General features: G+C 34.4%; 12 protein-coding genes. All 12 read left to right on the top strand.

Going from position 1 to position 12133, the window contains the following annotated elements:
• Nucleotides 1-299 precede the first annotated feature (299 nt).
• The 12 genes from UGRO018_RS12200 to UGRO018_RS12145 all read left to right on the top strand — a co-directional run bounded on the left by UGRO018_RS12200 (nt 300) and on the right by UGRO018_RS12145 (nt 12085).
• Nucleotides 300-2243, top strand: coding sequence for a sensor domain-containing diguanylate cyclase (locus UGRO018_RS12200; RefSeq protein WP_416326769.1), 1944 nt, complete (start codon nt 300-302; stop codon nt 2241-2243).
• Between the two features lie 31 nt (nt 2244-2274).
• Complete coding sequence (locus tag UGRO018_RS12195; RefSeq protein ID WP_416326768.1) at nt 2275-3159, top strand: LysR family transcriptional regulator; 885 nt, start codon at nt 2275-2277, stop codon at nt 3157-3159.
• A 156-nt stretch (nt 3160-3315) separates the two neighbouring features.
• Complete coding sequence (locus tag UGRO018_RS12190) at nt 3316-3834, top strand: flavodoxin (protein ID WP_416326767.1); 519 nt, start codon at nt 3316-3318, stop codon at nt 3832-3834.
• 69 nt (nt 3835-3903) lie between these two features.
• Nucleotides 3904-4734, top strand: coding sequence for an SDR family oxidoreductase (locus UGRO018_RS12185; RefSeq protein WP_416326766.1), 831 nt, complete (start codon nt 3904-3906; stop codon nt 4732-4734).
• Between the two features lie 317 nt (nt 4735-5051).
• The gene (locus UGRO018_RS12180) at nt 5052-7028 is read left to right on the top strand and encodes a two-component system response regulator (protein ID WP_416326765.1); all 1977 of its coding nucleotides are present in this window, start codon (nt 5052-5054) and stop codon (nt 7026-7028) included.
• Nucleotides 7029-7162: 134 nt separating this feature from the next.
• The gene (gene rapZ / locus UGRO018_RS12175) at nt 7163-8017 is read left to right on the top strand and encodes an RNase adapter RapZ (protein WP_416326764.1); all 855 of its coding nucleotides are present in this window, start codon (nt 7163-7165) and stop codon (nt 8015-8017) included.
• A 4-nt stretch (nt 8018-8021) separates the two neighbouring features.
• The gene (locus tag UGRO018_RS12170) at nt 8022-8963 is read left to right on the top strand and encodes a gluconeogenesis factor YvcK family protein (protein ID WP_416326763.1); all 942 of its coding nucleotides are present in this window, start codon (nt 8022-8024) and stop codon (nt 8961-8963) included.
• A 4-nt stretch (nt 8964-8967) separates the two neighbouring features.
• Nucleotides 8968-9909: a DNA-binding protein WhiA gene (gene whiA, locus UGRO018_RS12165; RefSeq protein ID WP_416326762.1), complete on the top strand. Its 942-nt coding sequence runs from the start codon at nt 8968-8970 to the stop codon at nt 9907-9909.
• Between the two features lie 38 nt (nt 9910-9947).
• A complete protein-coding gene (locus UGRO018_RS12160; protein WP_416326761.1) occupies nt 9948-10463 on the top strand; it encodes a nuclease in 516 nt (171 codons plus the stop codon).
• 63 nt (nt 10464-10526) lie between these two features.
• A complete protein-coding gene (locus tag UGRO018_RS12155) occupies nt 10527-10829 on the top strand; it encodes a helix-turn-helix domain-containing protein (protein ID WP_416326760.1) in 303 nt (100 codons plus the stop codon).
• A gap of 67 nt (nt 10830-10896) precedes the next feature.
• Nucleotides 10897-11178: a hypothetical protein gene (locus tag UGRO018_RS12150; protein ID WP_416326759.1), complete on the top strand. Its 282-nt coding sequence runs from the start codon at nt 10897-10899 to the stop codon at nt 11176-11178.
• Nucleotides 11171-12085, top strand: coding sequence for a GNAT family N-acetyltransferase (locus tag UGRO018_RS12145; protein ID WP_416326758.1), 915 nt, complete (start codon nt 11171-11173; stop codon nt 12083-12085). The genes UGRO018_RS12150 and UGRO018_RS12145 overlap by 8 nt, the downstream gene beginning before the upstream one ends.
• The last annotated feature ends 48 nt before the right edge of the window (nt 12086-12133 follow it).

The raw sequence follows: 12133 nt of genomic DNA, 5'->3' as shown, positions 1-12133 counted from the left end.
ATATGAGGTTTCAAGTTTTCTATGATTATAAATAACACTTTTTTTGTTTATTTAATCAATGAAATTCTCAAATAGTCAATCATCTCGTTAATAACCAGAATAAAGATTATGATAATTTCTGTGAAGATTGAAAGGAAAATACGAAATAAATAAGATAGGTTATGAGTAAAACTTAAGATGTTTTTCTCTATTTGATGGAATCATTCTATAAAATCAAGTATTAAAATCAAAAACAATTACAATAAATGCATAATATGATAAAATGATAAATATAAGATCAAACAGTCAGGGGGATCATGATGAAAAAAATAATTTCAATGAATAAAATGGTCTGTTTCATAGCGATACTCTTAAGTTCAGCGATGATTTTTATAGGTGTTTTATTTATGAACTCTAATGCTGACCTCCAGGGTAATGCTCGAGTCATCAATTATACCGGGATCATACGAGGAGGAACTCAGCGATTGATAAAGCAGGAGTTGATGTATGATTCTGATGATACATTAATAACGGATTTAGATGATATTTTATCGGGGTTGATTCATGGAGATAAAGATAAAAATATCATTCCTATCAAGCAAGATGAATATCAATCGATTTTAAAAGAAATGGAGATTGATTGGCAAGGATTAAAAGATGAAATCACAAAGTTTCGCAATGGTGGAAATAGTGATCGTTTATATGAATTAAGTGAACAATATTTCGTACTCGCAAACGAAGCAGTACACATTGCAGAGATATATACAGAGAATGCTGTTAAACATTCAAGAGAACTTATGATCGTTGTTGTTTTGGCATTTATATTTGTAGTGGTGTTATCATCGATATTTATTTATAGTCAGCAAAAACGGAAGAAAAAGATAGTTGAAATTGAAGAAAGTAATAGAAAAAGAAGCGAAGAATTAGCAAAACAAACTCAACAATTACTTGTGCCTATCAATGAAATGACCGAATTGATGTATATCGCTGATGTGAATACTTATGAGCTACTGTTTATCAATGATGCTGGTAAGAAGTTGTTTCATATTGATCATTATAAAGGGCAGAAATGTTATAAAATGATTCATGGTCTTGATAAACCATGTGAGTTTTGTTCTAACGCAAAATTATCATTTGATGAAACTTATACATGGGAACATACAAATACAGTTGTAAATAGGCACTACTTATTAAAAGATCGTTTGGTTGATTGGGAAAAACGTATCGTACGAATGGAAATTGCTTTTGATATCACAGAAAATTTAGTAAAGAAAAATGAATTAGAAAACCGTATCAAAAGAGATAATATTCTAGTGCAATGTATTCGTGAATTATATCAGAATCATCAAACGGTTGACGCAATGAATCATATATTGAAATTAATAGGCGAATTATTTGAAGCCGAACGTGCTTATGTTTTCTATATGGAAAATGATGAGATGTCAAATATAGCTGAATGGTGTAATAAAGGTGTTGTTCCTCAAATTGAGAATCTACAACATCTACCAAGAAAAGATTATAAATGGTGGTTTCAATTATATGATGAACAATTAAATATTGTCATAAAAGATGTAGAAGAGTTAAAAGGTGATAGGCAAGCAGAATATGAATTACTTACAAGTCAAAAAATTAATCGATTGATATTAACACCGTTTGAACAGTATGAAAATTTTGGTGGTATGATAGGATTAGATGATTTAAAACTTGAAGAATTTGCGAATGCCAAGAAATTTTTACGTACGCTCAGTTACTTTATTATGTTAGCAATTCGTAGAAATGAGGATGAAAAAGCGCTTTATGAGTTAAGCTATATAGATACTCTTACAGGTTTTTATAATCGGAATCGTTATATTCAAGATATCGATGAATTTGCTCATAAGGATGATCCAGTTGGAGTCATATTCATAGATTTGAATGGTTTGAAAGAAGTTAATGATCATTATGGGCATGATGCAGGAGATGCCTTATTGATAAAGTGTGCTCAAATCATTCGAAATAGCATAAAAGATGGAAATTTCTATCGTGTAGGCGGAGATGAGTTTGTTGTTATTTGTTTAAGTATAGATAACGTAGGATTACAAAACACGATAAAGAAATTAAAAGAAGATCTAAATGAAAATGACTGTGAAGCTGCAATCGGTGAGCAGTGGAGCGAAACTTGCTGGTCTATAAAGGATACTATCTTATTCGCTGATGAAAAAATGTATGAAGATAAGGAAAGATTTTATCAGACACATAAGGCATCAAGTAGATATCGACATTAAATTCTTATAGTAGGATGAGGAGGGATTACTTGTGCTATTACAACAGATGATCTATTTTGTAGCTGTAGTAGACTGCAATAGCTTTACGGAAGCAGCTGAGCAGTGCTATATATCTCAATCAGCTATTTCTCAACAAATACAAGCATTGGAAAAAGAGCTTGGTGTTATGTTGCTTCATAGAGAACATAGGCATTTTTCGCTTACACCTGCAGGGGAATACTTTTACCGACAAAGTAAAGTTCTTCTTGATGAAGTAGAAGAAATCAAACATGAAACAATACGGATCCAACAGAATGATGAAAGTCGTTTACGTATTGGTTATTTGAAAAATTATAGTGGACAGGTATTACATGTAGCACTTGCTCAATTTTCAAAGTTGTATCCTGAAATTTCAATTGATATCGTTGCAGGAACACATGAGGAGCTTTATCATTTGCTTCGTTTTAAAGATGTTGATATGATTCTCAGTGATCAACGTAGGGCATTTTCTGATGATTATGAAAATAAGATTTTATTAGAATGTGATAGCTTTGTGGAAATCTCAACTCAAAATCATTTAAGTGGAAAAGAGCATTTGACACTGAATGAGCTTAAACGAACCCCTTGTATCTTGATCACAACGCCGAAACAGCAAAAGGAAGAGTCTGCATATTATCAAAACACACTTGGATTTGGTGGCAATTTTCTGTTTGCGGAAAATCTAGAAGAAGGTCGATTGATGGTGCTAGGGAATCGAGGATTCCTCCCTCTTGAAAATGTTGGTATGTTACCTCCTGTCATTCCTAATATCAAACGTATTCCTCTTTATCGTGGAGATCAACCACTTAGACGAACAATATGTGCATTCTGGTTAAAAAAATATACAAACTATTATATCGAAGAATTTGCGAATACCTTGCAAAAATTATTGAGATAACGAAAAAATAACAATGAGTTGAACATGATTAATTATAGATGTTCGACTTTTTTTCATATAAGTATAACTTATCAAAGCCATTCAAAATGGAAATTGCTCCTTAGCTTGATGATTTCTATAATGATAATGAACATATGGAAAGGATGCGAATTACAAATGAAAACGTTAGTTGCGTATTTTTCACGTAAGGGAAATAACTATGTGAATGGAAAAATTATGAATCTTTCAACAGGGAATACCGAGCTTGTTGCAAAAAAAATTGCAGTAATCACCAATGGAGATCTTTTTGAAATTAAGCCGATTCACCCTTATTCTAAGGATTATCAAGAATGCACAAAGGAAGCAAAGCAAGAACTACAAGCGATTGCACGTCCTGCATTGATTGGTGAACTTCCCGATATTTCTAAATACGATATTATTTATCTTGGTTATCCCAATTGGTGGGGGACCATGCCAATGGCTGTATGTACGTTTCTTGAAAGTATTGATATTGCAGGAAAAACAATCAGGCCATTTTGTACACATGAAGGAAGTGGCATGGGACATAGTGAAGAGGATATCAAAAATAGTTGTCCATCTGCAATTTTAAAGAAAGGACTACCAATTCGTGGAGGTAGTGTGAAAGACTGTGATAAAACAATAGAGAACTGGATAATGGATAATTTTGGTTTTTAATGAAGATAGATGTAAGTAATCTAAACAGAAAAGATGAAGTAGTTAAAGGATAAGTGAGGAAAATAAAAAATGAGAAAAGTAATGATATTAACCGGAGCAGGTCAGATAGGTATGGCAATTGCTCGTAGAATGGGATATGGGATGAAAATCGTCATAGGCGATAAAAGCTTGAAGAATGCGGCAATGGTCGCAAAGATAATGAAGGATGCCGGTTTTGATGTAACAGCCGTAGAAATGGATTTATCAAATCGTGATTCTATTCTTGCGATGATCACAGAGGCGAAAACATATGGTGATATTCACATGCTTATCAATGTTGCCGGTGTTTCTCCAAGTCAAGCTTCCATTGAAACTATTCTAAAGGTTGACCTTTATGGGACTGCTGTATTATTGGAAGAAGTAGGGAAAGTAATTGCCTCAGATGGTGTAGGTGTTACGATTTCCAGTCAGTCGGGACATCGTATGGAACAATTGACAGCGCAACAAGATGCATTACTTGCGGAAACACCCACAGAGGAATTATTGAAACTTGATATGCTTCAACCTAAGAATATCAAAGATACTCTTCATGCCTATCAAATGGCAAAGCGTTGTAATGAAAAACGAGTTATGGCTGAAGCTGTGAAATGGGGAAACCATGGTGCTCGTATCAATTCTATTTCGCCAGGTATTGTGGTAACACCTCTTGCGATAGATGAATTTCATGGTCCACGTGGAGATTTCTATCAAAATATGTTTGCCAAATGTCCGGCAGGGCGCCCGGGTACAGCGGATGAGATTGCAAATGTAGCAGAATTGCTTATGAGTGATAAAGGAGCGTTTATCACTGGTACAGATGTTCTGATTGATGGTGGGGCAACAGCAAGCTATTTCTATGGACCATTGAAATCGAGAGAATAGAATAAGCTTTATATATGACGAAAGACACGTATCGAATGGAAGGCACATATTGGAATGAGCAAAATAGTTTATCAGATATAATAAAGAAAACCAGAGTGATCTTTCAAGACCTTTTTTTATATAAAATAAGAAAACAAAGAAAAATTGTACATTAATACCAATAAAACCCAAATGGATAATTAAAACGTATGATGATTTTATGACGATTTTCATTTATGACCTTATTGTCTTATCCTTGATTTTAAGATATACTATAGGTAATGCGATAACGTAAAAAAGGAAAATAGGTAAAAGATATGCTGACAGGAGTAAAGGGTATGAAACGCAAAGTACTGGTGGTAGATGACAATGAGATCAATCGAAGCATACTTGCAAGTATTTTGGAGGATGATTATCAAATTATAGAAGCAGAAAATGGGAAAGAAGCTTTGGATTATCTAAATCAGGAATATGTAGCGATTTCGGCAGTATTATTGGATATCGTGATGCCGGTTATGGATGGTTATGAGTTTTTGGAAATCGTACGAAAAGATTCTCGTTTCTATTTGCTTCCGATTATTGTAACAACAACACAGGATAGTGATGATTCTGAAATTACTGCGTTATTAAAAGGGGCATCTGATTTTCTTACAAAGCCCTATAAACCGGCAATCATACAACACCGTCTTATTAATTTGATCAATTATCGTGAAAATGCAGCTTTCGTCAATTCGATTGAAAAAGATAAATTAACACAAATTTATAATAAAGAGTTTTTTTATCATAAATGTGAACGTGTCTTATCTTTAACTGAAAATAAGTCATATGATATGATTTATGCCAATATCGAAAAGTTTAAAATTATCAATGATTTATATGGACCAAGAATGGGAGATCAGTTGTTAAAGATCATGGCCAGAGCAATTAGTAAAAATTTAAAGGATGGAGCATTTTGTGGCCGTTTGAATGCAGATCACTTTGGGATTTTTATGGAAAGAAATACCGATTTGGATGAGTTTTTTGGTAATATTGCTTATGAATTAAAACAATTTCACCAAGAGGTGATCGTACGTTATGGTATCTATCAAGTAGAAGATACGAATGTATCCATTGATGTTATGTTTGATCGAGCAAAGCTAGCCATCAATTCCATCAAAGGAAAATATGGGAAATACTATGCGTACTATGATGATTCTATTCGAAAAGAAATGTTAAGAGAACAGTTTTTAACAGGTACGATGAAAGAATCATTGAAAAATGGGGAATTTCAAGTGTATCTTCAACCTAAATATGTTCTAAGAGATCAAAACATTATTGGGGCTGAAGCGTTGGTGAGGTGGAAACATCCACAAGAAGGTTTATTATCACCGGCGATGTTTATTCCTTTATTTGAAAAGAATGGATTTATTACAGAATTGGATATGTATGTATGGGAAGTCGCATGTCAATATATTCGCCATTGGATGAATGAGGGCATAGAGCCGGTTGCTATATCTGTGAATGTATCACGTATGGATGTATATCATCCGGATTTATTGTCTATTTTGAAAAACTTGGTGAAACAATATGATATACCTGTAACCTATCTTCATTTGGAAATTACTGAATCTGCCTATACAAAAGATAATCTACAAGTGATTCGAGTAGTTGATGATCTAAGAGATTTTGGATTCATCGTTGAAATGGATGATTTCGGGGCAGGATATTCTTCATTGAATATGTTAACGGAGTTACCTATTGATGTGTTAAAACTGGATATGCGGTTTTTAAATAACAAAGAAAAAAGTCGAGAACAGATCCTTTTGAAATTCGTGATCAATTTAGCAAAACAATTACATTTAAAAATCGTTGCTGAGGGTGTGGAAACAAAACGCCAAGAATTGTTATTACTGGAATTAGGATGTGATTATGGTCAGGGATATATCTTTTCCAAACCGGTTCCTTTTACAGAGTTTAATGAGTTGATGGTAAAGGAACGTGATTGTGCGAAACATAAGATCGATGATATCCCTATGTTAGCCACCAATACAAAAGTTGATCCAGAAGAGATATTAAATGATGTGGATGCACCGATTTTAATTTGTAAGGATAAAAGAATCGTTTATAGAAATCATGCTGCAGCTAGACTTTTGCATCTTACTAGAAATGAGCGAGTTAGAGGGCATGAAACACCTTTGGAATTGGCTAGTATCACTACTTCTCATCATCAATTTGTACAAATAGAGATCGATGGTGTTCCTGCAACAGTTTATCAAATGGAAGCTTTACATAAGAATCAAGATATATATAAAATTTATATTCTTCAGTTTGATTAGTCAGAGCAATCTGACTTTTTCTTTTGAATTCAATGAGCATGCTCATAAGGAATTGGACAAAGTTTTATCAAGAGATTGCATTATATCTAGCACGTAAGCCGAGCATGTGGTAAACTTAAGGTGAGGTGATCCTTATGAACGAACAAAATGTAGTACTGATAACTGGAATGTCTGGTGCTGGAAAAACAACGGCAATGGGAATTTTAGAAGATATGGGATATCATTGTATCGATAACTTTCCGGTTCAGTTGATTGATTCGCTTGGAGAAATTATCAATTCTAAGCCGGATCCAAGATATACCAATATTGCACTTGCGACCACTGCATTAGATTATCCACGCTTTTTACAGTATTTTGAAAATATCGATGTCAATGTGCGTGTTGTATTTCTTGATGCAAGCAATGATAAGTTGTTGTTACGCTATAAGTTTACAAGAAGACACCATCCGATGATGTTGTTTAAGAAAGCCAATACCTTGGAAGAAGCAATTGAAGTAGAGCGTGATATGTTTGATGCTTTGAATGAACGTGCTGTTTTGCATATTGATACCACAAAGCTTTCACAACAGGAGCTGAAAACCGTTTTAATGGAAAAATTGTCTTTGAATAGTCATGAGGTATTTTCTATCTCATTTGTATCATTTGGTTATAAACACGGTGTTCCTTTGGATGCTGACCTTATTTTTGATGTCAGGTTTCTTCCAAACCCATATTATATAGAGGAGCTGAAAAATCAGACCGGTGATGATGCGCCTGTATATGAATATGTCATGAGTTTTGATCAGACAAAGGAATTTATTCGCCAATTAAAGATCTTTTTGGATTATATGTTTGTTCAATATAAGAATGAAAAAAAGAATCATCTAACGATTGGAATAGGATGTACTGGTGGCCATCATCGAAGTGTGTCAGTAACAAACTGGCTTTATGATCATTATAAAGATCAATATCATTGTTATAAATCACACAGAGATAAGAAAGTGGGCTAATAAAATGAAGAATGTTGTAGTAATCGGAGGAGGGACCGGTCTTTCTGTGATGATGCGAGGATTGAAACAGATACAAGATATCAATCTGAGTGCAATCGTTACAGTAGCTGATGATGGAGGGAGTACAGGAAGGATCCGTCGCCAGTTTCATATACCCGCTATGGGAGATGTCAGAAATGTAATGTGTGCTATGGCTGAAGAAGAAACGATTTTTACAAGTTTGATGAATTTTCGTTTTGACGGAGAGGATAGCGATGTAGGTGGTCATAATCTTGGTAATTTGATATTGACTGCATTGACACAGACAACCGGAAGCTTTATGGAGGCGATTCGTACCTTTTCTAAGTTTTTAAATGTAAAGGGGGAAATCATACCTTCTTCTTTGGATATCATCACGCTATATGCGATGATGGAAGAGGGCACCATCGTTCGTGGTGAAAGCAATATACCGGCATTTAATAATCGAATAGACCATGTATTTTACGAAAAGAAAGTAGAACCGACACGAGAGGCTTTACAGGCGATTCATGAAGCGGATCTGATCGTTTATGGAATCGGTAGTTTATATACCTCGATCATGCCGAATTTGATCGTGAATGGTATCGCACAAGAAGTAAAAAACAATAAAGCGAAGAAAGTTTATTTTTGTAATGCCATGACGCAACCCGGAGAAACAGATCATTTTTCTTTGGAAGATCATGTACAGGCGATTTTAAAGCATAGCTATCCGGAAGCAATCGATGTCGTAATTACCCATAATAACAAAGCAAGTGAAAAATTGCTTGAAAAATATGATGCTATGGGAAGTAAACCGGTGAAAGTAATCATGGAAGAACATCCGTATCAAATTGTATATCGGGACGTTTTGTCCTTTGAAGACGATTTGATTCGTCATGATTCAAATAAGATACGAGATGTCATACAGGAATTTATAGATAAGGATTGAGAACATGTCATTTACAACAGAAGTAAAAGCAGAAATAGCGGCCAATGAGCTACGCCCATGCTGTTTGAAAGCAGAATTAACGGCATTGATTCAAATGTGTGCTACCATAAATTTCACAAGTGAAGGCATGCAAATTACCGTGCAAAGTGAAAATGCGAATACAGCAAAGCGTGTTTGGAAGATGCTAAAAGAAGCCTATCAAGTAGAAACACAATTATCTGTATTGAAAAAAATGAAGCTAAAGAAAAACAATGTTTATGTTATTCGTGTCAAAAACAAAGCTATGGAAATACTAAGAGATTTAGAGTTATTGACCGATCAAGGACTACAAGAACATCCAAGTGCTAAAATGGTTCGTAAGGAATGTTGTGCAAGAGCTTATTTAGCAGGTGCATTCTTAGCAGGTGGAAGTGTAAATTCACCAAATAAAAGTAATTATCATTTAGAGATCAGTACCAATGAACTTTCTTTGGCAAAGTTTATTCAAAAGCTTATGTTACGCTTTGATATGCCTGCCAAATATATCAAACGAAGAAATCAAGAAGTTGTTTATTTGAAGGCGAGCGATAAGATCGGTGATTTTTTACGTTGTATCGGGGCAAGCGACGCCTTGTTCACTTTTGAAGATAGCAGAATACAACGAGATTTTATGAATTCTTTAACACGTTTGGATAATTGTGAACTAGCCAATGAGATGAAAAGTATGGCAGCAGGAAAAAAACAATTAGAGGATATCCAATGGATCGAAAATTATCAAGGGATCGAATCATTGCCAGAGAAATTACAACATGTTGTGAATGCCAGAAAAGAGTTACCTGAAGCAAGTCTATTAGAACTATGTGACTTTTGTGAAGAAGAGTATGGTGAAACGATATCTAAATCCGGAATGAAACATCGTTTAGCAAAAATCAAAGAACTTGCTCAGCAATATCGAGGCAAAGTATAAAATGAAAAGAAAAGCGCAGAATAAGAAGGGTGAATCTTATGAAAAAACTCCTTGTATTATTAGCGCTTTTTCCTTTTTTGCATGCTACTACCTATCATGGTGAACTTGTTTCATGCAAACAAAATGAAATTGTATTAAAGCTTCAAAATGAAAATGTTGAGATATCCTTGTTTAATATCAAGCTGAAAGATGATGAAGCTTGGAATAAAACATGTGATTTATTAACAAAAGCAGACAAGATTCGTGTTGAAATTGATCCATCCAGTGCAGTCAGTGAACCGCTACCGGTATATTTGTTTGTAGATGATGAATTACTACAGAGTCTGTTATTAAAAGATCAACAAGCTTATATTCAGATACGAAATCCTGAGTATACTTATGAAAAAGAGCTGGAACAAGCGCAACAAAGTACTGCTGTAATGGCACAACCTCAAAAAAAGGAAGTGAAAAAACAGCATGCGAAAAACGCACCAGTTTTCTTTCTTTTTCTGTTTGTTATATGGGTTAGTTTTTTGCTTGTTTTTTGGTATCGAAAAAAGAAGAAAAAAGTATAAAAAAAGACTGTTTATTTTTCTGTTTTATGTTACAATACACCTATAGAAAGGTAAGGGAGCTCTATGGAAAAAAATCACATAGGGACTTCCTCTGCTATGCAAAAGGAGTTGAGGAAACAAGAGCAGAAAAAAGGAACCATTATAGTAAACGAAATGCGTATTGAAGCCCGCTTTGGAAGAAATTTAAGATTCCTTAGAAAAGAACGTTGTGTTACGCAGATAGAATTGGCTGAACGAACAGGCCTTCATCAAAATTATATTTCGGAAATCGAACATGGAAAACGAAATATCACGTTACGGGTCATGGAAAACATTGCAATGGCATTGGGAGTCCAGGAAAAAGAATTTTTTAATGAAAGAGAGTGAAAATCACTCTCTTTGTTCACATTTTATAAGGTTTCCTGTATAATGAGGAATAGAAAGCAGGTGGATCATGGAAACAATCATTACCTTACTTATTATCATTGGAATTATTGCGATACTGATTGCAATTGCCCCGGTCATTTTAACCTTTGTGGGAATTTTCTTATTGGCTGCAGTCATTTATATTTTATATACACGTCATAAATTCAATAAATATAGAGAACATGAGGAACAAGGCTATTATGAAGATTCTCGTAGCTATACCAATACAAGCAATCGCTCCTCTATGGATGATGATATCATTGACGTAGAATATACAGAAACTACCGAAAGTGATGATGCTCATGATTAGAGAAGCGCAAAAAGAGGATAAGACGCAGGTTTATGAGCTTTGGAAAGCCAGTTATCCTAATCAAAATCAAGGTTATTTAACATTTTATTTTAAATCACTATTTGATCAAGGAACCTGTCTCATTCAAGAACAAGATGAACGAATCATCAGTTCTATGCAAATCAATGAGCATGTGATTGCATTTGCAGGTAAAAAAGTCAAGATTGCATATTTACTTGGTGTCAGTACTTTACCTGATTATCGTAGAAGAGGTCATATGCGTGTTCTAATGGAAAGTGCATTGGATGAAACAGGACACAATTATCTTTTTACCTTTATCAAAGCCTTTAATCCAAAGCTTTATGCTCCATATGGCTTTGAAACCATTTATGCAAGAAGACATTATGCAATCAAAGCAGAAGAATTGAATAAAGTTAGTAGTCTACATACACAAAAGGAAGCAACAGCTGAACAGTTATATCATGCCTATCGTCGCTTTATCGTTAAATTTGATGGCTATTATCTTCGTGATGTAACGTATTATGAACGTCTGTTAGAAGAATTAGAGCTTAGAGAAAAACGTATGGTCGTGTATCGAGATCCGATTCAAGGTGTTTGTGGATATTTGATCTATAAAATCGTAAAAGATGAGATTCAGGTAAAGGAAGCAATTTATCTGGAAAGTGTACCGCTTATGAGGATGCTTCGAGCAATCAGTGAACCAGATAAGGAAATCGTCATAGAGGTAAGTGAAAAAGAGCATTTAGAAAAGATATTCCCTTTGGCGATTCCCAAGAAACAAGGCTTTATGATGGTTCGTATCAATAACTATGAACTATTTCATAAATACTTTCATAGCCAAGCGAAAACAGCGAAAGAAGCATTTGCCATCGTAAAAAAACCATTGTGGTTACATGAATATTATTAAAACAGTGATGAGTTGTACACTAGGTGTAACACCATCACTGTTTTTTTA

The organism is Hoskinsella mucinilytica, from assembly GCF_045223415.1.
In the GTDB taxonomy this organism is placed as follows: Bacteria; Bacillota_I; Bacilli_A; order Erysipelotrichales; family Erysipelotrichaceae; genus Hoskinsella; species Hoskinsella mucinilytica.
The sequence above is the reverse complement of the archived record's forward strand: the minus strand, read 5'-3'. Positions and strand labels throughout refer to the sequence as shown.

Bases quoted from the DNA above. Each gene is read 5' to 3' on its own strand.
- UGRO018_RS12185 (WP_416326766.1), top strand. From the start codon at position 3,904: ATGAGAAAAGTAATGATATTAACCGGAGCAGGTCAGATAGGTATGGCA.
- UGRO018_RS12150 (WP_416326759.1), top strand. From the start codon at position 10,897: ATGGAAACAATCATTACCTTACTTATTATCATTGGAATTATTGCGATA.
- UGRO018_RS12155 (WP_416326760.1), top strand. From the start codon at position 10,527: ATGGAAAAAAATCACATAGGGACTTCCTCTGCTATGCAAAAGGAGTTG.
- UGRO018_RS12200 (WP_416326769.1), top strand. From the start codon at position 300: ATGAAAAAAATAATTTCAATGAATAAAATGGTCTGTTTCATAGCGATA.
- UGRO018_RS12170 (WP_416326763.1), top strand. From the start codon at position 8,022: ATGAAGAATGTTGTAGTAATCGGAGGAGGGACCGGTCTTTCTGTGATG.
- UGRO018_RS12160 (WP_416326761.1), top strand. From the start codon at position 9,948: ATGAAAAAACTCCTTGTATTATTAGCGCTTTTTCCTTTTTTGCATGCT.
- UGRO018_RS12180 (WP_416326765.1), top strand. From the start codon at position 5,052: ATGAAACGCAAAGTACTGGTGGTAGATGACAATGAGATCAATCGAAGC.
- rapZ (WP_416326764.1), top strand. From the start codon at position 7,163: ATGAACGAACAAAATGTAGTACTGATAACTGGAATGTCTGGTGCTGGA.
- UGRO018_RS12145 (WP_416326758.1), top strand. From the start codon at position 11,171: ATGATTAGAGAAGCGCAAAAAGAGGATAAGACGCAGGTTTATGAGCTT.
- UGRO018_RS12190 (WP_416326767.1), top strand. From the start codon at position 3,316: ATGAAAACGTTAGTTGCGTATTTTTCACGTAAGGGAAATAACTATGTG.
- whiA (WP_416326762.1), top strand. From the start codon at position 8,968: ATGTCATTTACAACAGAAGTAAAAGCAGAAATAGCGGCCAATGAGCTA.